We start from the raw sequence: 24,678 nt of genomic DNA on the forward strand, positions 1-24,678 counted from the left end.
AATTCCTCTTATTGTGCCTTATCCAATTTTGTTATTTATTGTTGCTCATGTATTTCCTGCAACAATGCTATAGCAGTATCTGCCAGCAATTCTCCCCCACCCGGGGCTAGTCTTGAATTAATGGTTTCATATCCTCCACGGGTAAATGCCTCTTTTGTGGGGACATAAGCAATATGGCTATGGGTCAATTCAACCACTATTGTATTTTTATAAGGGGAATTCTCTTTGATAGCCAAACCTAAATCTACAAACACTTCACCTGGAAGTCCTACGATGGCCAGGTCTTCGCTAATTTGAAACACCTGCACCTCTAAGGGGATTCTCCATGGTTGATCCCCTATTGCAGGAGGAACTGCTTCTGTTCTTCTAATTCTTTCAAGCGACCTGATTTTTAACCGTCTTCTTCTTTCCAGAAAGGCCGTTTCTTCATAAAGTCGTGGAGCCCCAGTTTCTGTATTGGCCCATTCCAATTCCTCAGGAGTGAAATGTTGGATGGGAACATAAATGACTTTAGCTATTGCCTTTAGTTCTGTTCCATTGACTTTTTGAAATTTATTGGGTTTTTGAAGTATTGCAGAAGAGAGAATTTTGCCTATTTCAGAAGAACTTTTTACTTCTTCCTTAGTACCGGTAACATCTATGTGGTTGATATTACCACAAGCTCCTGCTGCAAATAGCGATACAAAATCTTTATGAAAATGCCTTTGTAAATTATTGGCCAAAAATCCCGGGTAATCGGCACTGAAAGCCGTTCCACCAAAGGTATCGGCATGTAAAGAAAAATTAGAGACCGTCCCAATTGGATGCTTGTCTTTCTTCCTTTGGATCATCACAACTGCCAATTCTGGATCTGTAGGTCCTTCCGGTTCCCTAATGGATGGATTGCGTCTACCTGGATTGGTGATCAACTTTCCATCTTTCATAATAAAGCGTCTGTTAAATGCCAAATCATTAACTTCTTCTCCAAACACTTCCAGTACTACTTCCTCTCTTTGCTCATAGGCTTTTACCACCGCATTAACGATACCATCTTCAAGCTCCTTAGGATAGACATCGGCTTTACCTGTATCCAGTTGCGTGTCAAAGGGTGGCCTTAATGTTCCGGTAAGCTCCCTAATATTGGGATGATAGGCCGGAGAGGTATGGGAATGAGTTCCTGCAATAATAATATTCTGAAAAGGTATACCTGTTTCCTTCTCAATGCGCATCCTGGCTCTAACCGACAAGTCTCTCTCTACCCATAAAAGATCTCCCACCACTAAAGCTACTTTCTCTCCTTCTTGCTGAAAAACCACTGCCTTGGCATACAATGGATCATGTGTTCCAGTACTCGGTCCTCGATAATGAGGATAACCGGCTTCTGAAGGAGTGATTTCAGATTGCACCATTCCGGCTTTCAGACCCGACTGCTGAGCGATTACTTTATGTCCGAAAATTAATCCTGAAAGCATAATTCCAGCCATAAAGCCCAGAAGGACAAAACGATGTGCCTGGCCATTTTCACTATTCCCTGCCTTTAATGTCATGTTTTATGTGCTAAAATATTTTTAGTATGGTAAATAAAATGGAAAGAAAAACTTTACTATGAGTTTATGGCTTTTTCTAGTAAGTTATGGGTGATCTTTTGCACCCTGGGATCTGGCCCATGCGGCCTACTATAATGGGACCAAGGCAAGGTATGTCCAGGAGGGCTACTCAATCCCATTGCCCAGAAAATGGTTGCTGCACTGAAAATAAAATTGCCTTTTGGACCCGGATAAACAACTGACTGGTAGGGACATGGGTTATCCCCACCTTGCCAGGCCGTACCTTCCGCTACAATTTCTAATCCCTCAATGTCTGCCGCATCTGCCTGATACTCCCAACCGATAAGCCCGGGAATACTTTCCCCTTTTTTCATGCCTGTACCTTTAAAAATCCAATGGTCAGGTTTTTTCACTGTCCAATCCCCTCCACCATTAATAGGTTCTGTATTTCTTACGCCCATTAAGAGCCCTTCATCTGGACCTCGTTCGGGAAAAGGGCCATTTAACTTTTCCCTCAATACTGCATAATCATTATTGGCACCATAAGGCCCGCCTCTAAATATCCTACGGTTAGGTTGGCCGGCTTCACTTGAGGTATAGGGTGCCACCCAACAAATAGAATTGCCGGAGAAAAACAATAAATTTACTCCTTGTTCTTTAAGTTTTTCCACACTTCTAAATTGCCTGATGTCCCAATATTCATCATGCCCAATGCTTAAGAAAGCCTTGGCTTTTAGTCCTCTGTCAGGGGTTAACAAATCTACATTGGAACAATAACTTACATCATAACCATGCTTCTCCAAAAAATAGGAAAATGGCATTTCAAATGAAATAAATTCTCCTGAGCCGAAGGAAAGCGGATCATTGACAATGGCATCATATTGTCCTTGACGAGCATAGGGCCGATCAAAGCTTACCTGCGCCCAAGGGCCTTGGTTTCCCTTTGGATGGGTATAAATTGAATAATTATTAGGCCATTTGTTATAGGCCTGCCAAGTATTGTCGGAGCACTGAAACAATAAGTCTGTTTCACGCTCATCCTTGACAATAAATATCACATAACTCTCCCAATAAGGCGCTGAAGGGCTTTTAGGCAAGGTGCGCAATTTACCCAAATACACTCCACTCAGCCAATCTTCAGGAATCGTTATAGAAGTGGAAACCTCCCATTTGCATTCGTGGATATTCTTCTCACCTAGAGCAGGAGTGGCCTGTCGCTTACCTTTAAGAGGGCCTGTCTTTTTCATCCATCGGCCTCCAGTTCCATTATAATAGCCTGTACGGTAAAAATCAATCTGGAAATCCTCTTCCGGATCAACTGACACCATGATGTCCAAACTTTCTCCCGCCGTTAGACTTTGTCTGGAACAATACCCTTCTATCAGTGTAGAACGGTATTGTTTTTCGTCGGGTCTTACTCTGGTCAACTGCCAAGAGCTGGTCCCTTCCTTTTTGTTTTCTTCCAGTATAAGGTTTTTCTTTTTAGTAGCAGGATTGGAAAAAGCGGGTGTGGACCCCAATGCCAAAGCAAATCCACTACCTGCACTTAATTTTATTGCGTCTCTCCTGGTGAGTTTATTGTTCTTAGCCATTTTTAGAAATTGATGGTGTTTCTTCTACTATTAAGATCTCGATAATTATTCTAAGTGTTACTTAGAAGTTATCGAAGAGGATTTCAACTTGTCTAAAAGACCCAATAAATTAGAGGTAATTACATTTGATGCGTTTACTTCCAGGTAGCTGGACCGTGCCCTCCATGTTTCATAACCACCCCATTCATGGTGCTTGGGAGTAGGAAGATAGCCATTGTAGCCGTTGGCCAGAGAAACACTGAATGTTTGTTGAAAAGGACTTTTGGCTTTTATTTCTATGCCTATTTCCACAAAAACCTCGCAAGGAACAGCTGTAATCGCTAAATCTCCAATTTGTAGTGCCTGAAGGATCAATTGCTTTTGGTCAGGAAAGTCATTTAGAAAAATAGTTTCTCTTGCATATAACTCATCTCTTTTAAGTAGAAGTGGTCCCTTTGCCTCAGCTACGATTTTTTTCGCTCTTTCTAGTTCGGCAGCATCTGGTTTCCTTACCCCAAGTGATACTTCTGTTTGTGCACTTGCCAACGGCACCCAGTCATGATAGGTAATGCTTTGGTATACTTTATAAGCTTCTGCAGCTACCTTATTGGCAACGATGGCCATTTTCTCATACTTTTCCATGGGTTTTGGCGCTGGTCCACCAAAATTTATATTATTGATGTCCCCACTAGTACCATTGGTCATTATGCCTACAAATTCAGGGTTTTGACAATCTGCTCCTATCATTTCACCAATTCGATTGGCAAACATTCCGAAATAATCAGCAGAAATATCCCCACTTTTAGTACCTCCTACATAGTGTAAGGAATAGTTAGCAAGTAAGGCAATGGGCTCCCCACTTAGTGATTGAACAGAAATAATAGGCACTTCCGGATCAATTGGACCTGCAGGACCTGAAAGGTCCGGGTTTTCAAAACCTGGGTTCATCCTTACTTTATCTTCTCCACCAAATGGGTTGGTAAAAGTTTTGCCCTCTTTCAATTTCCATCGACGGTTAAATACTTCACTGGGCTCCTGACCTACGCCCCAGCCTATCCTTGCTGGTTCCAGGTTATTATTCGCTCTAATGATAGCATCAGCGGCCCGCTCTTCCAAAAAGACCAAATATTCTGGATCATAGGTACTTCCGAAAACGGAACATGCTGTACCTCCGGAATGCGTATGAATAGAGGAAATCAACATATTCTCTACGGGAATATCTGTATAAGACGCTGCTCTTTTTTTGGCATTGTCTAAGGTTTCCCTATAGGCCATACACAGGTCCAATGTTACAATTGCTATTTTTGTATTTCCATCATCTAAAACCAACCCCCTGGCATGAGTGTCATCATGGATATGTTTGGCAAAATCTTCTTGAAAATTACCATTGATTGAGGTGCCAATTTTAGGAGTAATTACACTTAGGGCAGCACCTGCCTTAAAAATTTTTGCTGCTCCTTCATTTTGGGCGGTAAGGTTCCCTACCCCTGTTATTAAAAAAACTAAAGTGAGTAATAAGCACAAGTATTTCTCGAGCTTTGACTTAAAATTCCAATCGGCGATATTCATTGTAATCATGTTTTGGTTGTTTGTGGTTTTGTAGATTGATAAAAGTATTGGGTAGTACATTATTTACCTAAAATAATCAGATTTAGGTAAAAAAGGGAATTCTTTTACTTTTTAGGCTTCAATATTATATTAATGCAAGGTTTACGGGATAGTCAGTAAAATTGAATGCCTATGGATAGGGTTTTCCTTATTTTATTCAAATTAAAACAAGCAATACAATTTCAATTAACCGCATATTTCAAGTAAAAACCCTCAAGTTCCTTCTTGTTTTCAGGCTGACAAAAAAAGGTTCTAACTAATGAAACTAAAGATTCAATCGATCTATTATTTGGTCATATAAGAATCCATTTCGACCCTTATTGTATCATCTGAGAGGCGCAAGAAACTAAAAAAACATTACAGAATGCATATTAAAAAAAAAGGCAATGGGATTACCCAATGCCCTTTACGAAGTCAATAATTTGCGGCCACCAATGGTCTTGAAGCGGTAATGACATTTCCATGTTCATCATAGGCATACAGGTAAACTCTGGATTTATTTTTTGGCATTTCAATTTCTACGTACTGGAAAGCTTCTTTCTCATTGAGCACAGGGTTGTAGTTCTTCCATGTTTTATCTTCATAGACTTTCCATTCATACTTCAATTTCCCAGGATAATCATTCAAAGTAGCTGCACTTAACCATATTTTCTCTCCAGCTTTTAAATTTTGCCATTGACCAACGATATATAAATCAGGAAAAGCATTTTCAGGAATACCTTCTTTTTTCCAGGCACTGCTTAAAAAGTGGTAAGAAGGCTTTAAGTTTCCATTAAAATCTGTAATTCCAAACCAGGTTGCTGTTCCTTCAAACCTGTCCTGCCAGCTAAAGGCAAAACCACCGAGATTTTTACCTTTATTGCCCTCTATATGCGTTTCCCATTGGTGTTGATAAGATTGCCCTTTAACCTTCGATGAAAGTTCTATGAGCAGGGTATCATTTCTAAAATCTCCCAATTCTTTATTCCAATAACCTTTTGGGCCAAACTCAGTCACTACATAAGGGCTTTCCGGATAATATTTTTGAAATATTTCACTCAATTGGCTGATATTGTCTTCATAATAGGAATTCACTCCTATGGCATCTATAGAAGGCGCATAATGTTTAAAGTCGTGAATAGCAGCCAACAGTCTAACATTATCATGTTCCTCTGAAGAAAAAACAGGGCGATTTGGATCTATTTCATGAATTTCAACTGCCAGATTTTCCAAGAAGGAGATATACTTTCTTCGGACGATGGTCAAGTATGGCTCTCCATAATATTTCTTAAGTAGGCCCCATGTTTCATTGCCAATATTCCAGGCTATAATATTTTTCTGACCCTTATTTTTCCTGACATTTTTTAATACTTTTTCCTTGTAGTCCGCTAAAGTACTGTGGTCACTGAAATAATCAGTTTTTGGATCAAACCAAAAACCATACATAATTTTTAATTCATGGGCATTTGCTTCCTTGAATATATTTCTATCATAAATACTGGGCTCATACCTTCTTATGGTGTTTGCTCCCGAGGCCTTAATTTTATTAAAATCTTCTTGAACCTGTTTTCTTGAAAGGGGTTTAAACCCTTCCTCCCAGTCATGACCGTTGTTGTAACAAATTCCTTTCATATAAAAAGGTTCTCCCGAGATATCCATGACAAAACCTCCTTTATCCTCACCAATCCCTACTCTTTTCTCAGAAGCAAGTTGAACTTTTGATGAAAATCCACCATTTAAATCTATTGGATCAAAATTTTGGAGTTCCGATGCCACGCTTTCGAGATCAAAAGTCCAGTCTATATTTGAAGCTTTTGCATCAGGTCTCCAATTAGTAATCCAATTCTTATCCCTGTCACTATAAAATAGCACCAATGCATTAATCTCGGCGTAATCTTCCCGAATTTGCGGAAGTGATTCATTTACCCAACCTGCTGCATTGTAACTGTAGTTTGTGGCACCAAATTCTGCCAGCATTACAGGAAGTTCCAATTGATGTTGCTTTATTTCCTTTCTGAAAGGAAGGTAAATCTCTTTAAAAGTAAGGCTTTTATGATGGATAGCTGCTGAATCATAATTCAAAGCTGTCAGACCTATCCAATCCACAAGTTCAGTAATGCTACTATCTTTGCCATAAGGAAAATAACTTGAAACAGCAGCTGGCGACCAAGGATTAAATACCCAGGTAACATTCTGAACGCCAATGGATTCAAATTTATAATGAATATATTCCCAGGCTTCCTTAAATTCTTCCGGTGTATTTTCGCCAGTTTCTGACCAGGGGTACATAGGGTTATCCATTTCATGGGCAAACCGAAGAAAAACCGGAGCATCAAGCGCCTTAATTGCATATGCCATGGAATGGATATAATCATCAAACACCCCCTCCGTAATGTGTTTAAACACCTTTTTATTTTCTTTTAATTCAGGAACTTCCTCTTGATTTTCAAATAGATTGGTCCAGGGTTCCCAAGTAATCATGGGAATATGGCCCTCCTGAATTATCGCATCCCATTGATCCACAGGCAAGGACTCATCTGACCAAGATAGGTAAGTTGAGACAATGGCCATTTTAGCACCGGTTTTTTGTTCAACTGAATGGATTAGTGCTGTATCCGAGTTATCATCAAATGAAGGGAGAAATATACCGAGGTAAAACCCTCCTCTTTCTTTGTCTAATTCAGAGGTAATTACTTTATCAAAAAGATCCAATTTAAAGTTGACTGCATTTAACAACAGAAAAAGGCTAAAAAAGGCAGGCAAAACTATAGCTACCGGAAAAGAAAAAGTACTCAGCTTAACATAGGTAAGCTCTGCTTTTCTAAGGACAAATATATTTTTAAAATCATACCAAAGGTACCTTGATTTTCTCACTATGTCAGATTGCCCCATAAAAAAGGCAAAAGAAAAAGAAAAGCCATTGACAAGGGCAAATCCAGCCATGAGGAAACTGTAGGGCTGCCAATCTTTATTCAGCCCATAAAAAGCGGCAGAAAAGGAAAGTAATGCGATAACCAGATTAGGTAAACCCAAAACAAAATCACCCTTTGATGAGTGTTCTTTTGGAGTAGGAATATAAGGTACTTTAACATTGATTAAGGTATAAATAAATCCAGTGAGGTAAATCCACCAGGTTCCGAGCCGAAGGAAGCCACCCATCAAATGAATTCCCTTTTCTTCAGCGTCATGCAACCATTTCTGGGCATCATAGCGCTGGTAAAGGCCAACTATTAAAAAAGGTGTAAAAATAGCAAAAAACACAACCGGATTTAACTCCCATGGGTAATCACCAGAAATCAGTGAATAAATAGGTACTCCAACATCCACCAGGCCTATCAAGCCCGAAAGAAAATACAAGGGAACCAGAGAATAATGAATTTTTTGTCTTAAAGAAAATTTTGAGAACAAACCTGGGACCACATTAAATAAAAGATCAAAAGTGCCTCTACTCCATTTAAGTTGTTGCTGATAAAATGCACCGAGACTATTCGGAACTAAACCCAAAGACAAAACCTTAGGCACATAAACAGATGTCCAACCTTTGGCGTGTAAAAGCATTGAAGTATGCATATCCTCAGTTAATCCTGCCGCATGCCCTCCAATTGAGTCCAGAGCCACTCTTCTGAAGGTACAATTGGCACCTATAGCCTGTGCTGTTCCATATTCACTCATAGCCTCCATATATGGCCCATAGAATAGGTATGTCTGCTCTGCGGCTCCTTGAGCGACCAGTGAATCAGCTTGATTTTTGTAGGCCTGTACTACCTGAGCATAGCCCACCTTAGGATCATCAAACGCACCAACCACATAATCTAAAAAGTCAGGAAAAGGAACATGGTCTGGGTCAAGAATTACACATAACTCACCCTTGGCAGACTTTAGAGCATTGTTAATATTTCCGGCTTTTGCATTTTCATGGGTTTCTCTGGTAATATGGATTACACCCAATTTATTGCAAAGTGCCTTAAGCTTAGGGTCATTACCCTCATCACAAAGATAATTGGTATGTGGGTACCTTACCGACACCATGCCCTTAAGCGTTGCTTCAATCATCTCAAAAGGTTCACCTGGACATGCAGTAGTTAACATATCTACAGTATAGGTCTTTTTACCAGCATATTTCTCAGGCCTTCCTTTGGTTTTGAGGGTTGAAAAATGATACCACTCAAAAAAGATTTTTATTAGCTTAAAAAGTAGCGAAATACCAAGCAGTACATACAACACCGGATGGCCTACACCCACATATTTAAAAAATCCAAATATAAAAATGACAAAAGTGCTTAAAAACAAAAAATTCAACACCTTTCTTTTTAAAACTGCTGCTTTCATAAGAATTATTATTTGATGCAAATAACACTAAATTATATTTAAAAAGCAATTTATTATATTTGAATATTTTTTACTTACATTTACAGCACAAATTAAGATAAGGCATATCTTTTTTACCTTTCAAATATTTTAATTAAGCTCAACAGAAATCATGATTAGAATAATACAATCGAATCTTACTTGTTTTTATATTATTTGTATTTTACCAATGCTTATTAGTTGTAAATATGATAATGATTTAACTATTTCTCCTGCAGTAGAAGTAAGGTACACGGAAGGAAAAGCACAACTTTACCGAAACGGGAACCCCTATTTTATAAAAGGGGCTAGTGGCATTGATAATCTTGAAAAAGTTTCAGCTTATGGGGGCAATTCTATTCGAACCTGGAGCGTACACAATGCGGGTGAAATTTTGGACAAAGCGGAAGCATTAGGTTTAACGGTTACCCTAGGGCTGGAAATTGGTCGGCCTTATTGGGGTGAAGATTTTAAATATTGGAATATTCTTGAAGTCAATAAAAAAATAGAAGAATTAAAGCCTTTTATAGAAAAATACAAAAATCATCCTGCGCTCCTGATGTGGGGGGTGGGCAATGAAGTCAGTTTAAAAGGGGGGTCAAGGTATTTGATATATTATACCATCAACAGAATTGCCAAGATGATCAAAAAAACAGATCCCAATCATCCCGTCATGACAGCTATAAATGTCAAAACGATAGGACGAGGAAAATACCTGATGCCAAATGTCGATATATTAGGATATAATGGATTCGGATTGATCAAGCACTTCTTTGAAGACAATAAAAATTATAAAAACAAAGGATGGGGAAGAGCATACATTTTCTCAGAATGGGGAGTACCTGGTCACTGGGAAGTAAAAGACACAGCATGGGGTGCACCCTATGAGCTGAGCACCAAGCAAAAAATTAACTTTCTACAACAATATTGGGAATTAATGAATCAGGATACCACTTCTTTTTTAGGGAGTTATGCCTTCTACTGGGGGAATAAGTTTGAAATTACTAATACTTGGTTTAGCCAGTTTTCTACCGAAGGGGAGAACTCAGAGACTGTACAATACATACAAAGTCTCTGGAAAGGTGAAGCATTTCATAGCAATCTACCTGAAATTTTTAACATTAGTTTTAACGACCGACCCGGACAAAGCAATCAATACCTGGCTGCAGATTCCTTGTATTTTGCCTTTCCTATAACAGATTTTGATGATTTATCAGCCCTGAAATTTAAGTGGGAAATAAGACCTGAAGAGGCCAAGTTTTATGAACTTGATGATTACCAACACAACATGAGCTACCTAATGGAAGCCGATAGTGCATCTACGCTGAAATTTAGGACCCCAAAAAACGAAGGCCCATACAGAATTTATGTGTATATATCAGATGACAGTGGCAATTACACTTCTCATAACCTTCCTTTTTATGTAGTTAATCAATAGCATAATGAACTCCGGAATATCCATGTCTCTGAAATTTTTATTGGGTAATTACGGAAAGGATGGTATAGCTATCCTTTCCGTAATTTAACTCACTCCGACCTCAATTTTAGAATTATTCCTTCTAAGAAACGATTTAACCCAGATTATGTAATAGAATTTCTCCGCACTGACAATGTAAGGGGTGAAGCCTGTCCCGTGGTTACGGGAAGTGTTGCAATCGCAAGAAAATCAGGCTGTTTGGAGATTTTAGCATAGCACCGCTATGGTGAAATTGAAAACAGCAACGATTGGGTATTTTAAAGCGATTTAAGCACGTAATAGAATGTCTATTGCATATTTCGGGTTTAACTGATGGTATAGGGATTACTAGCAAAATTAATCCTGATAAATCTAAATCCAATTATCATATTCCAACAGGACAAATGTTAGAAATCTAGGCCTATTACAGTAGGCTTAAAGGTTCATATAGTCTAATGTCAGCTGTGACAATGCCCTGACGCCTAATACAAAGCCACTTTCATCCAGATAAAAATCTGGTGTATGATGGGAAGGGGCTGTTTCAGGATCTCTATCTACAGGCATTCCACCCAAGAAGAAAAACAAACCTGGTTTCTCTAACTGAAAAAAGCTAAAATCTTCGGCTCCTGTAACAGGATCATGCACCCACAAATTGTCCTTACCTGCAACTCTTTCTAAAGTTGGTTGCATTTTGGCAGTCAGATCTACATCATTGAAAGTAACCGGGTACATTTTTTTAATGGACACCTCTGCTTCAGCTCCGGCACTTTTTGCAATATGCTCTCCTATTTCTCTAATTCTCCGATGGATAAGCTCTTGTTGAGGCTGGCTATAAGTACGGATGGTACCGATCATGTCTACTTGTTCGGGAATGATATTGTGTCTAACTCCACCATGTATTGCTCCTATGGTAACAATGGCTGGAATTTCTATAATTTTCACGTTTCTACTCACTACTGTTTGCAATCCCATCACGATCTGTGAAGCAGTAACAATAGGATCTATGGAAGACCATGGATAAGCACCGTGAGCTTGCTTTCCTTTGACGGTAATTTCTAGCTCATCTACTGCAGCCATAGCCGGTCCCGGTTTGTATTTGATAACCCCTGCTGGTGTTTGAGAATTGATATGCAATCCGAAAATCACATCAACATCTGTCATCACACCCTCTTCTACCATTTGTTTGGCACCCCAGGTATCAATGGTTTTGTCCTCCAAACCCTCTTCTGAAGGTTGAAAAATAAATTTCACTGTGCCCTTAAGGTCTTTTTGCATTTCTGCCAAAACTTCAGCCACTCCCATCAGTATGGCCATATGAGAATCGTGCCCACAGGCATGCATGACTCCACTCTCCTGACCATTATAAGTGGTCATTATCTTGGATTTAAAAGGAACAGCAGTTCGTTCGGTAACAGGCAATCCATCCATATCTGCCCGTAAAGCTACTGTAGGTCCTGGCTTCCCTCCTTTTAAGATTCCTACCACACCTGTAACAGCCACTCCCTCGGTGACCTCCATACCCAATGCTCTCAGGTGGGCAGCTATTATTCCGGCTGTTCTGGTTTCCTCATTTCCTAGTTCAGGATGCTCATGAAAATCTCTACGCCATTCAATCACCTTCCCTTCTACCTTGCTGGCATTCTCGTTAACCCTTTTTTCTAATTTGCTCTGGGCAAGAGCTTGCCCTGCTAGGCAGAGACAGGCAAAACTTGCCAAACTAAACGTAAACCTAAATAATCTCCTCATACCCAAATTTATAAATAATCAAGCAGTAGATTGCCATGGCTTGCCTTTTTTTGATTAAAAAAATAAGGACAAGTTTATCTTTTATATTAAATTTGAGCATGTTTCAAATATTACCCAATAGATGGATTTCTTTTTCACTTATTTGCCTGAGTCTGCTATTGATTTCATGTAATTCAAATGAAAAGGAGGAGCAAATTCTGTCCGAAGGCGAAATCCGCCAAAAAAACTACATAAGAAAAATCCCGGGAAAGGATGAACATGTTCCCGACAGTGTACTCTCTAAAGGTGAGGTGCTTATCGCCTATGCCGGTTGCTACGACTGTCATAGAATAGATAAAAAATCCAAGGGACCAGCCTTTAAAGATATTGCCAAGCGTTATCCCATAAAACCTGCCTATAGGGATTTACTGGCAAGGAAAATTATTTCCGGGGGTTTTGGTTCTTGGGGAAACCCCGTGATGGCCCCTCATCCTGATATTAGTTTTGAAGATGCGCAAACCATGGTTTATTATATTCTATCTCTTGAATTCCAGCATTAATTCTTAATGGATTTTTTTGTTTTATACTATTATATCACCTTTTGCCACACAGTAGTTTCCATTTGCTTCTATTTTTTCTAAATTAATAGGGTTAAACAAAAGAGCTATGAAAACCATAGAAGTTAGGCTACCGCAAGAATTTGACAAATCGTTTATAGTCTTTAAGGAAAAAGGGCCTTATTTCCCTTGTCCCTGGCACTATCATCCGGAATACGAATTGGTATTGGTTTTAAAGAGTACCGGCAAAAGAATGGTTGGTGATCATATTGGCTATTTTGAACCTGGGGATTTGGTTTGTATGGGACCATACCTTCCACATGTTTGGGTCAACGATCCTGTTTACACAAAGGGAGAGGCTGATCACGAGGCAGAGGCCATAGTTATTCAGTTTCAAGCAGATTTTCTAGGCGCTGATTTTCTACAGATACCAGAGATGGAAAACATCAAAAGTATACTAGGCCTTGCTAGCAGAGGCATGGCGTTTACAGGGAAAACAAAGGAAAAAATCACTGCTTTGATGACGGAGATGGTTCATATGAATGGAATCCAACGGCTTTCAAGTCTTCTTTCCATTTTTGATATCCTTTCAAGAAACAAAGAATATCAATTGCTAGCCAGCCCTGGCTATATAGACAGTGAACCTGAAGGGTCTGATAGGCTGACTAAAATTAAAAACCATATTCTAACTAATTTTGATCAGGAAATCACCCTGTCTGAAATCGCCTCTATGGCCAATATGGGTGTCACTACTTTTTGTAATTTCTTCAAAGAGCAATATAGGATCACTTTCATAGAGTACCTAAATACAGTCAGAATAGGACACGCCTGTAAACTTTTGTCTAATGAAGACATGAATATTGTAGAGGTAGCTTTTGCCTGTGGGTTTAACAATCTGGCGAATTTTAACCGGCAATTTAAAAAACTTAAAAAAATGACCCCATCCGATTTTAGAAAAACGGTCAATATTCAGGAAGTAGCTTAGTAAAAAAAGTCCAACTTGCTAATTAAGTTTCCTTATAGGGGCTTTAATAGCAAATTGGACTGGTTGGTAATGGTTAATTTATTTTAAGAATTGTTCCTGCAATGTGTCGGTTCTTATTGTCGATATTAAAGTAATAAGTTACCAATACTTTATCCTCTCCCATATTCACAGCCCATGGATAGCCTATATCTGTGCTTCCACCATCTTCTCTGATAATAATCTCCTCTGCCGTGGCAAAATCGGTACATTCAGGATTTAAAATCCTTGCTCTGATACCATAAGGCTTGTGGCGGTATCCATAAACCAAAAACACCCTATCATCAGGTAATCTCAATGCCTGAAGTGGATGTCCCTGAAATCCCATTGATTCCCATTTCTCAAAGGTTTTACCTCCGTCTTTTGATCGTGCAATAACTGCTTGATCATCAAATTTAGCTGTACGAATAAAAGCAATGATATCACCTTTAGGAGTTTCATAAGCAGAAGCTTCATTAAAGATTACCTCATCATCTACAGCAACAGTACTTAGGTGTTCCCAAGTATTTCCTTTGTCATCGGAAACCAAAAGGTAATTAGAGGTTTTTCCTCTTTTCTCAGTATCACTTGCTGCAACAACCCAAAATATCCTTCCACTTTTCCCTTCATACAAGGCTCCTCTGTTATAGGCTGGCACTTTATTCCCCATTGGGGTATAGTTTACCTCAGGCTCAATAGATGGTGGGTAAATAGGCCCCTTCCAAGTATCTCCTCCATCAAGAGATTTAACCAAGTAACCACCTAGAAACACCGTACCTTTACTATTGGCAAAATGTGGTTTCCTTATGTTTTCCAAACCATCATCCTCCAAAAATGCCCAACCATAGCTGGCACAAAGTAGGGTACCATCTTTTAATTGCAATAGGCATGGATCCTGCGACCCCCCAAATGCATGAGAATAAATCAATTCCGGTTCTTTGGTCCAATTGACCCCATCCTTTGAAGTCACTCCTACCAAATAGCTATTTGGGTCTACATGACTATTTCCCTTCTCTTTAAAGTTTACTATTCTGTCAGGAGCCCTTCTAAAAGCTACAAGGTATTCTCCATTACTTTTCTTAACTACGGAAGGGAAGGTAGCATAATAGGTTTGGTCCTGATAAATAATAAAATCCTTTACTTTAGTTGCAGGCGCTGCTACTTTAGTACTATCTGCTGGATCGAAAGCTTGCACAGACAAGCTGTTTAGAATTAAAACAGCAATTATTAATAAGTGTTTTTTCATGTGTATAATTAATTAGTTGTGATGTTTAACCCGGATTATGTAATAGAATTTCTCCACCCTGACAATGGTCAGGAGTGAAGCCTGTCCCGTGTTTACGGGAAGTGTTGCAATCGCAAGAAAATCAGGCTGTTTGGAGATTTTAGCATAGCACCGCTATGGTGAAATTGAAAACAGTAACGAAGTTGCTGATTTTAAATCGATTTCAGTACGTAATAGATTGTCTATTGCATATTTCGGGTTTAACCAATATCCCTTATTGGTTTAGTTCTTTAAGCGGTATCTTGGTTAAGTAAATGCTGGTCTTTTCTTCATGACTGGAATAATAAACAAACCAAAGCTTCTTTTTATAAATGACCATCCCCGGATAACTTGTATCCCCAGCACTTGGCAAGTCCATTGTTTTATTAATATTGCCTTCAAGATCAGTCATATGAATAACCGTTTTAGCACCCGTTTTTCGGTAATCCCTGCTCCCCATGACAAGGGTATTTTTATCCAAAAAAAGAAAATTGGGTCCACCCAGTTGCTTGGTTAATTTCTTGGTAGTCCAATCTTTATAAGGAGCGTCACTTTTAGCGAGTACACCCATCTTATCTCCTGCCTCTCTTCTTACCAAAACATACATCTTTCCCTCTTTATCGAACCTTATAGTGGATTCATTGGGATTGCCATCAATCGGTAATTGTGAAACATGTTTGAAGTTAATCCCATCGGTGGTTTTTAACAAGTGCACTTCCCATCCTCCCACTTTATTCTGGTATACTATCCCATAGCCCACATCTTTGTGCCATGTCAGGCTCCATATCCAATCGAGGGAAGGTTCCATATCCATGGTGGCTTTTTGTAGGGAAGAAAAATTCTCTCCTTTGGTATCAGAAAATGAAACCATGGGATACAAAATTTTATACCCACCCTCATATACACCGACGGCAGTCAGCACCATGATACGGCCTTCCGGCGTAATTGACAATCGAGCCTCTCTAACGTCCCGGTCATCTTCTTCTAACAAGGTAACGCTTTGCCAATCTTCACCATTTTTTGACTTTAAGATCCTGATGGACCCACTTTTATCTGGCATATGGTTATTCCCCTCTCTAAGGGCAATATAAAACGATCCTTTAAACCTGATCATATCAGGAAAGGCGTTGTGGGGCGCCTTGTCCCATATTTTTTCTACTTCTAAAGAATCTTTCAACGATTCGTTAGAAAATCCAGGGGTCAACTGGAGGAAAATAACTATTAAAAGTAAAAAGCTAGCTTTCATAATGGATAGTAGGTTTATTTTATTTAATCTAATTCCTTGAAAAATTCAGGAACATATTTATTTAATTTTCTTCGTTTATTTATTATTCTTTCTGGATCAATACCTGAATAAGGCCACCTTAATCGAGTTCCAGTCATTGACCAATCCCCAATACTAGCTAAAAATTTATCTATGGCCACATCACAATACCCTTCTTCCAATATCAACGGCAATATTTCTCTCTCAAAAAACAACAAAAGCTGCTTTTCAATGAGCTGAGCTCGTTCAGGTTCTTCATGCATCATTCGGTACCACTTTATTACAGCCTTTGGATGCATACAGGCTATATTAGAGTAAGTCCCTTTCGCTCCTTGAGTGATGCCTGTAACCATGAAATGGCCTGGGATAAAATAAGAAAAGGGCTTAGGTAAGTTATTCATTTTTGAATACCATTCTTTATCCCCTCCCGCTGTTTTGCATCCGACTACAGGTATCCCTTCCATTAAAATATTTGCATAGTCCTCTGGAAGAAGCTTTTTTTTGGCATGTGGTGGATTATAAATCACTAGTCCTATAGGGGCTGCAGCACTTGCTGTCTTTTCCAGGAATTTAAGCGTCTCCTTATTATTGGTTTTTATCCAATCCGGTAGAATAACCTGAAGGGCACAAGGAGAAAATGACTTCACCCTGTTTACCCTCTCAAGAGAAAGGAGCGGATTGAGATGTCCACAACCCAATTGAAAAGGGACACCAGCATTTTCTGCTTCCTGTGCTACTAATTCACTTAATTTATCAAATTCTGCTTCTGTTTGGTTATAAAATTCTCCTGCAGACCCATTGGTATAAATTCCATTTAAGCCGGCATCAAGGGTGAATTTCAATGCATGTTCTAAAACCTCCCAATCGATGGACTGGTCTTTTAAAATGGGGAGCAATACAGTACCCCAAACCCCATGTATTTCTTCTGCCGAAAAGGGCTTCATAGCTGATCAGGTTTTTTCCAAATTATTGTACCCATATGGTACCTTTGATGCGATTCAGTACCGTCAGCATAAAAGGCTGTCAAAATGCTCCCATCTTCTAACTGCACACTTGATGGATAGCCGCAATCCCTGCTATTAAGGTCATCTACCAATATATATTCCTCAGACCATGTATTACCTTTATCCTTGCTAAACTTAGCAGCCACACCAAATTGACCATCTTTCCTATTTCCATAAGTGAGCAATAGGTCTCCGTTTGCTAAGGCTGTTATATGACCAGGATGCTGCTGTTCATCTGTCAATTGACGCTTCAATACCCAGGTTTTTCCATCGTCTTCACTCACAAACAAATCCATAGCAGCTCCTGCTTTCCATCTTCTGGCAGCTGCTATCCAGTTTTTGGGACCCGTCTGAAAAAATGCTGTTTCATTGTGTCCCCCAGAGAATAATGTACTCCCTTTTCCTTCACTTAAATGAGACACCCAAATCCAGGATTTTCCCTGATCATCACTCCTAAAATAGGATACTTTATTGATGCTTTTATCTAGTGATTGCGCATAGGCAAGTACCCTTAGGCTTCCATCAGCCGCTTCTAAAACATCCCCAAAAGGAATAAATTGAGTCATTCCGTTTTCTGCAATTGGAAAACCATTTTTATAAATTTTCCATGTTTCTCCACCATCCGCTGATAACGACACCCAGGCACGGAGCACGCCTACAAGCTCTTTGCTGCCTTCAGCAGATCCTGAATCTTTTAATTCCCACCCAGAAGCCACTACTACCAAATCACCTACCTGGTTTTTACCAGCGGCTACATTCATGCGGTTGGTACTTACCTCATTTTTTGCAGCCACACCTGTTTTATTCCAAAATCTCCCTCCGTCCAATGTAGACCAGACCTCCACACTGCCTTCTCTCCTGGCATGACTGGGCTGGTTAAAGATACTTGCATGAATACTCCCGTCCCCAAGCTTTGTAAGGTTAGGCCATGCGCACACATTATCAATGGCAATGTAGCGATGAAGTATCTCCACCTTAAGACTTTTACTTTTGACCGTTTTAACTGAGGATTTCTGAGGGAAGAAACTCAGCCAAAAGGCCGGCATAAGGAAAATAAAGGAACTCGCCCACAAGGTTTTCATAATAACTAACGGTTAATTGTTTAGGTAATCCAAGTAATCCCATTTAAATCCCTCTACCTTTCGGTAACTATGATCGGGGTAAAGCTTGTTTATTGAATCCATTTCAAAGGTGTAATTTCTTAGTTTATCTGCTGATAAAAACGGATCATTTGTATCCCTTCTCCAAGCTGAAAGTGCTTCCTTCATGTATACTAAAACTGTCTCTAATTCTGGTTTATCAGCTAAATTCTCAAATTCCCAGGGATCTTCCTGTAGATCATATAACTCCCATTCAGGAGGCTTTCTCCACCTTTCATATGCCTGACGAATCCTTTCGTCAGAAGCTGCAATTTCTTCAATCGTAGCACCGGACCCAAAATTAGGATCAGCATAGGCAGAAAAAGCAGGAAATTCCCCTCTGCCAACATCGATGTTTTGAATAAGTTTGTATCGCTCCCCCCTTATACTCCTTCTAGGGTAATAAAATACAGGTGAGGCACCTTCTCCATCTGCTCCCAGATATGTCCTCCAACTTGTCACATCCCCATCCTTTGTAAATAAATCCATTAAGGACCTACCTGGAAAATTAAAATCACCTGAAATCCCAGCAAGATCTAAAACAGTCGGTAAGATATCAATTACGGAGATCAACTCATCCTTGCTTGAACCAGTTTCCTTTATCTCTTCAGGATAGGAAATAATAAAGGGGATTTTCAAACCGCCTTCATAATTGGTAAGTTTCCCCCTGCTAAATTGGGCCCCATGATCGCTTAGGTAAATGATACAGGTATTGGACATATCACCTAGACTATCCAACAACATTCCGATAGATTCATCCAATCGATTCATGCAATTATAGTAGGCTTCTGTTTGATCCAGCAGGCGTTCATTATTAACGCCTACGAAAGGAAGTGTTTCTTTAATATTATTTCGGTCTACTTTATGCGTAGGTAAGCCTTCCACTTCATTCTGAAATGGCAGGTGTGCATCCGGCAAATTTACCATCAAGAAATAAGGGTTCTCTGATTGGTTGACAAATTTCTTTGCTTGTATGGCATAATCCTTCAAGTTTTCTTTTTGGAAATTGGAACCGGGTAATGCGGAAAAATCAAAGTCGAATCTATCTGCAGGATTAACGTGAACCTTACCTAGGATTCCAGTTCTATAGCCTGATTCTTTAAGGTAATTTGGCAGAACTTTTATTCCAGAATAAAGGGCATAATAATGGGTGGCCCAACCGAGTTGACCGTTTTGATGCGGGTATAATCCTGTGAAAATACTGCTTCTCGATGGACTACAAACTGCGTAAGTGGTATAAGCATTGAGAAACTTAACCCCATTTTTAGAAAGCTTGTCCAGATTTGGAGTGTGTACGAGCTTATTCCCATAACATCCCAAATCTGAACTATTGTCCTCAGAAACAATCAGCAAAATATTTGGCGAGGCTCTTTGTGGTTCTTTTGAATTACATCCAAAATTTATTCCACTAGAAAACACCGTTAATATCAGCGCAATTTTAAATTGTTTAAAAATCATTTGTCTCCAAGTATTCAAGCTTTCAAACCTTTATTCATAACCTGGGTTTTGAGTTACTTTATTCTCCAAACTCAAAACACTAGTAGAGATCGGCCATAGGATTTTTTGTTCAGGATTGGCTTGTTCACTTAATGTAGGAAGCATTTCGATGGCTTTATCGAATCGCACTAAATCCCACCATCTTTTACCTTCAAAAGCCAATTCTCTTAACCTTTCTTCAAGGATTATCTCATTGTTTTCTTCTACAGTACCTGATGTAAAGGCATAATTATCGAACTGGTCTCCATATGCCCTCATTCTCACCTGATTAATCTCCATTGACGGATCCTCACCCAGCGCATTTTTGGCTTCTGCAATCATCAATAAAACATCAGCATACCGGTATAAAATAATGTCATCAATAAAATTTCTACTACCCCCTATTACGGTACCACTTCCCTTTGTTACTATTGTTGTGTAATAAGTCAAGGCTTCATTCTCCCCGATAGTGTATATTTCATAAAAGGAGGCATCCTTCCTTTGATCATCATTGGTGAACAAGGATTTAACATATGTTGTAGGAACTGTAATATTATTGCTCCCTCCACCTATTGCTCCTATTGTTTCCCTTGCTTCTGAAGAAATATTGGCAGGGATAGCACTTCCAATGAGATACATGGCGTTGAAATAATTATTACCTGCAGATTCGAGTTCGGCAAATCTTACAGCCATAATAACTTCTTTATTGCCTTTATTGTCATAATCAAAAACATCCGCAAAATTATCCAATAAGTCTACATCTGTGTTTTGGATATCCTTTAACGCGTCCAATGCAGTTTGGAGATCAGCGTTGCCACCTCCCATTTGTTTTGCCGTCCAAAGGTAAACCTCTCCTTTAAGTGCACTAGTGGCTGGCTTGGACCAGAACATCTTGTTTTCTGCGTAACTATTGTCAGGAAACAACTGTAAAGCTTTATCAATATCGGCTTTTATGAATTGAAAAATCTCACTTTGTGCGGTTCTTTCAATTTGCGTCAACTCAGGATTTTCACTTTCCGTTGGATCCATACGCAAGGGTAAATCCCCCCAGGTTCTCGTCATTACAAAATAGGTAAATGCTCTCATTGTGTATGCTTCCGCCAAGATGGTGTTTCTCCTTTCCTCAGATGCAAAGTCAATTCCCGGCACATACTTGAGAATTAAGTTGGCACTATTTACCAGCGTATACAAACTCTGCCAACTTGGCCCTGCATTGTCAGGTTGCAAGCGGTTGGTGTAATACTTGGCCCATCCGCCATCGCCCACGGTCCCAAGGGCTACAACATCGGCTCTTGCTTCTCCAAGATAATACAAGGTAGAGGTAGAAATACTTCTGAGGTTGACATACATACCAATCAAGGCACCTTCTGCATCCCCTTCTGTCTTCCAGAAAGACTCCGTGGTAATCACACTCGTAGGTGAAACATCCAGCAGATCGGAGCAGGAGCCGAATAGAAATAGGCTTATAATTAAAGCTATATTTAAGTTTTTCATGATTCCTTTATTTTAAATTAAAAGGTAATATTTAGACCAAAAATAAAGTTTCTCGGAATTGGGTAACGTCCATAATCCTGCCCGCCAAATTCCGGGTTAAGTCCCTGGTATTTGGTGAAATAATACAGGTTATTACCCGTCAGGCTAAGCCTTACATTCTCCAAATTAACAGGCGTTAATACGCTTTTTGGCAAGTTATAGCTTAAGCTTAGTTCTCTTATGGCCAGGTAATCACCAGGTTCATAGTACCCCTGACCTGTGCGGTTTGGATGAACGTTGATTTGGGCTCTGGTACTCTCCCAATCGTATCGCGGCAATTCGGCCACATCGCCTTGTTCCTGCCAGCCATTGTCAACTAAATTTTGAGTAAGGTTCATGTTCAACTTCCATTGACCTTCCATAAATGCACGGGCATAATTGTAAATAGTATGTCCAACTGTATAATCCATACGAAGGGAAAGCATCAAATTTTTGTAAGAGAAAGTATTGGTAAGCCCGCCAGTTAAGGTTGGAAATTCGGTACCAACATATTTTTTATCCTTTTCGTCTATTATCCCATTGTTATCTAAATCATTCCAGATAAAGTCTCCTCCAAAAGAGACATCTGGATATCTTTTGTAGGTATCACTTGGCGCATTTTCTGCCTCCTGATCGGTAGCATAAACACCCAATTCTTCATGAGAATAATATTCACCCAGACTTCCGCCTTCCTGAAGACCTCCCTTCCAGGCATAATCACCTAGACCTGCATCCCAAACGTAATAGCCTCCTACACGATTTCTTTCCGCTCCATTTTCAGGGAGTTTTAATATTTTGTTTTGTAGGGTGGCAAAATTGGCTGCTAGGTTCCATTGGAAATCTGAAGCTGAAGGCAAAACATTGTAATTCACTTCCAATTCTACTCCTTTATTCTCTAAGCTACCTAAATTGGTAAGCGTACTACCAAAACCAGTAGATGGTGGCAAAGCCAAATTCGTAATTAGGTTATCCGTAACCCTTCTATACACGTCTAGAACAAGCCCTAAGCGGTCAAACAGGGTAAGATCTGCTCCAAAATTCAAAGTTTTGGACCGTTCCCACTTCAACTCAGGATTGGGTATCAAGGTGTTTTGAATGGCTGCGTAACCCCCATACCTTGCTCCTACTCCATAGGCTCCTTGAGCGGAAAAATCACCAAGGTTTCCAATATTACCATTGATACCGTAACTGGTACGAATTTTTAGTTTACTAAAAACATCCTGCGGCAATGCTTCCCAGAAATCTTCATTGTGCATATTCCAACCCAAAGCTACTCCTGGGAAGAATCCCCATTTATAATTTGCTCCTAAATTAGATGCGCCATCGTACCTTGCATTTATAGAAACTAAATACTTATAGTTAAAATCGTAATTTACCCTACCGAAATAACCATGAATCACCTGATCCGATATGGAGCTGCTTACGCTAGTCGGCTCTGCAGAGGCATTTAAAGTAGGAATAAGGTCTGTAGAAGCTCCTTGGCCCGAAGCGCTAAGAGAGGAAATATTTCTTCCAAAATAGGCATAACCTGCAGTTGCGTTCACATTGTGTGCTTCACCTAAAGTTTTGGCATAGTGAAAAACCGCATCCACCTGAGTTTGTCTCCATTTAGAAATCGAAGCACTCGCAGATCTGTTGTCCACCAGATTATTGGGGCCATTCAAAACAGCAGGTTGAAAACTGTACGAATCATTTGTTCTATTATAAATTGACAGTTGTGGGTCAAAGCTTAACTCTGGCGTTATTTGCCACCTGGAACCAAGGGAAAAAGTCAGGTTTTCCGACCTGTTTTCTGCCACCCTGTTCCTCAATACATATTCAGGATTTCCTTCGCTCAATGCCTGCCCTGGTGCCAAAGTACCATCCTCAAATCGGTATTTGGTTGTTGGAGGTAAAGTGATTGCCCTGGCAAAAATATTGGTGATACTATTTACCTGATTGTCTTTTGAGTTGGCATAGTTGACAATTCCATAAAAGCTAAATTTATCACTAACTTTAAAATCTCCATTGACATTCATGGTATAGCGTTTATATCCAGTGGTGATGGCTATCCCCTCATTGTCCAAATAACCAAGACTAGCAGTCACTTTTGCTTTTTCTGTTCCACCAGAAAGCGATACATGGTGATTTTGAATTGCAGCAGTTCTAAACAATACATCCTGCCAATCTGTGTCCTTAAAGATTAAGGTTTTGGATGGGTCTAGAGGATCAGGCATGCTTTCCCAGCCCTCATTAAGCTTGTATTCGTTTTCAGAAGTCAAATACTGTGTGGTATAAGCCGTGTTATTAGTCAGGTCATTACCTGTTCCGAAGCCTATAGGGTTGGTATTTCTGAATGATGCATCAGGAAAAATATCCTGAACGATCATTGCTTTCCTGGCGAAATTCAAATAATCACGTGCAGAAGCTAGATCATATAAGCTTCCTGGCTGGGACAAGGAATAACTACCAGAATAAGTGGCTGAAATAAAACCGGCTTTGGCCGATTTAGTAGTAATTACCACTACCCCATTTGATCCTCTGGCTCCATAAATAGAGGTGGATGCAGCGTCCTTTAACACTTGAAAGGTCTCAATATCACCTGGAGCAATATTATTAATGTCTGGCCTGATTACTCCATCTACTACATACAAAGGGGCTGCTCCATTAGGGTTATTAATAGAAGTCCCTCCCCTTACAATTACTCTAGGTGCTGCTCCCGGTTGCCCTGAAGTAGTTTGCACCCTTACTCCTGCCAATGTTCCCTGCATGGCTGATGCGGCGTTAGAATAGGGAATGTTTTCTAAAACTCGCTCATCCATTTTGGATACTGAGGTTGTTAATAATTCACGGGATTGTTCTCCAAAACCAATGACCACCACTTCGTCCATATCCGACAAGGCAGATTTGAGTTGTACGTTGATGGTACTGTTATTTCCTATACCCATCTCCTGAGAGGTATAACCAATAAATGAAAACACGAGTATGTTTTGGTCTTGAGGAACGGCTATTCTATAACTTCCATCAATATCAGAAACAGTACCTATAGAGGTGCCTTTAACCAAAATATTCACACCTGGCAAAGATTCTCCCGATGCATCCGTGATGGTTCCGGTAACTTCTCTTGCGCTTTGTGAATAACCCTCCGATCCAGCCATGATCATAAATAGGATCATCAGCCCAAATAGACGTAATTCTTGTATAATTTTTTTCATATAATAATGATTTAAATATTGTACAAACATGCACATACCAAAGATATTATATGAAA

General features: G+C 39.6%; 15 protein-coding genes. 3 read left to right on the forward strand and 12 right to left on the reverse strand.

What is annotated here, in order from left to right:
- Nucleotides 1-35: 35 nt before the first annotated feature.
- The 4 genes from AC13EX_RS11990 to AC13EX_RS12005 form a co-directional block, all read right to left on the reverse strand.
- Entirely contained in the window at nt 36-1,526 is a 1,491-nt protein-coding gene (locus AC13EX_RS11990; RefSeq protein WP_482892863.1) for a neutral/alkaline non-lysosomal ceramidase N-terminal domain-containing protein, read from the reverse strand.
- Between the two features lie 56 nt (nt 1,527-1,582).
- Nucleotides 1,583-3,118: a N,N-dimethylformamidase beta subunit family domain-containing protein gene (locus AC13EX_RS11995; RefSeq protein ID WP_482892864.1), complete on the reverse strand. Its 1,536-nt coding sequence runs from the start codon at nt 3,116-3,118 to the stop codon at nt 1,583-1,585.
- Between the two features lie 57 nt (nt 3,119-3,175).
- On the reverse strand, nt 3,176-4,666 hold the full coding sequence (locus AC13EX_RS12000; protein WP_482892865.1) for a hypothetical protein: 1,491 nt from the start codon (nt 4,664-4,666) through the stop codon (nt 3,176-3,178).
- Nucleotides 4,667-5,119: 453 nt separating this feature from the next.
- Entirely contained in the window at nt 5,120-9,013 is a 3,894-nt protein-coding gene (locus tag AC13EX_RS12005) for a glycosyltransferase family 2 protein (protein ID WP_482892866.1), read from the reverse strand.
- 208 nt (nt 9,014-9,221) lie between these two features.
- Here AC13EX_RS12005 and AC13EX_RS12010 point away from each other — a divergent pair, with 208 nt between their 5' ends.
- Nucleotides 9,222-10,469, forward strand: coding sequence for a glycoside hydrolase family 2 TIM barrel-domain containing protein (locus AC13EX_RS12010; RefSeq protein WP_339710128.1), 1,248 nt, complete (start codon nt 9,222-9,224; stop codon nt 10,467-10,469).
- A gap of 453 nt (nt 10,470-10,922) precedes the next feature.
- Here the strand turns inward: AC13EX_RS12010 and AC13EX_RS12015 are convergent, their stop codons facing one another.
- Nucleotides 10,923-12,233: an amidohydrolase gene (locus AC13EX_RS12015; protein ID WP_482892867.1), complete on the reverse strand. Its 1,311-nt coding sequence runs from the start codon at nt 12,231-12,233 to the stop codon at nt 10,923-10,925.
- 98 nt (nt 12,234-12,331) lie between these two features.
- Between AC13EX_RS12015 and AC13EX_RS12020 the strand changes: the two genes are divergently transcribed.
- Complete coding sequence (locus AC13EX_RS12020; protein ID WP_482892868.1) at nt 12,332-12,772, forward strand: c-type cytochrome; 441 nt, start codon at nt 12,332-12,334, stop codon at nt 12,770-12,772.
- A 106-nt stretch (nt 12,773-12,878) separates the two neighbouring features.
- On the forward strand, nt 12,879-13,754 hold the full coding sequence (locus tag AC13EX_RS12025; RefSeq protein ID WP_339716771.1) for an AraC family transcriptional regulator: 876 nt from the start codon (nt 12,879-12,881) through the stop codon (nt 13,752-13,754).
- Nucleotides 13,755-13,827: 73 nt separating this feature from the next.
- On the opposite strand, the gene AC13EX_RS12030 is transcribed toward AC13EX_RS12025, so the two are convergent.
- The 7 genes from AC13EX_RS12030 to AC13EX_RS12060 form a co-directional block, all read right to left on the reverse strand.
- Nucleotides 13,828-15,015 (reverse strand): sialidase family protein, encoded by a 1,188-nt coding sequence (locus AC13EX_RS12030; RefSeq protein WP_482892869.1) that lies wholly within the window; start codon nt 15,013-15,015, stop codon nt 13,828-13,830.
- Between the two features lie 253 nt (nt 15,016-15,268).
- Nucleotides 15,269-16,279, reverse strand: coding sequence for a hypothetical protein (locus tag AC13EX_RS12035; protein ID WP_048640152.1), 1,011 nt, complete (start codon nt 16,277-16,279; stop codon nt 15,269-15,271).
- Nucleotides 16,280-16,302: 23 nt separating this feature from the next.
- Complete coding sequence (locus AC13EX_RS12040) at nt 16,303-17,241, reverse strand: dihydrodipicolinate synthase family protein (protein WP_482892870.1); 939 nt, start codon at nt 17,239-17,241, stop codon at nt 16,303-16,305.
- Complete coding sequence (locus AC13EX_RS12045; protein WP_048640154.1) at nt 17,238-18,383, reverse strand: sialidase family protein; 1,146 nt, start codon at nt 18,381-18,383, stop codon at nt 17,238-17,240. The genes AC13EX_RS12040 and AC13EX_RS12045 overlap by 4 nt, the downstream gene beginning before the upstream one ends.
- A 12-nt stretch (nt 18,384-18,395) precedes the next feature.
- Nucleotides 18,396-19,898, reverse strand: a complete 1,503-nt coding sequence (locus tag AC13EX_RS12050) for a sulfatase family protein (protein WP_482892871.1) — start codon at nt 19,896-19,898, stop codon at nt 18,396-18,398.
- 30 nt (nt 19,899-19,928) lie between these two features.
- Nucleotides 19,929-21,410 carry a RagB/SusD family nutrient uptake outer membrane protein gene (locus AC13EX_RS12055; protein WP_482892872.1) on the reverse strand — a complete coding sequence of 494 codons (1,482 nt, stop codon included), beginning with the start codon at nt 21,408-21,410 and terminating at the stop codon, nt 19,929-19,931.
- Nucleotides 21,411-21,427: 17 nt separating this feature from the next.
- Complete coding sequence (locus tag AC13EX_RS12060) at nt 21,428-24,622, reverse strand: SusC/RagA family TonB-linked outer membrane protein (protein ID WP_482892874.1); 3,195 nt, start codon at nt 24,620-24,622, stop codon at nt 21,428-21,430.
- Nucleotides 24,623-24,678: the final 56 nt, after the last annotated feature.

The organism is Cyclobacterium sp. L-R (assembly GCF_056859355.1).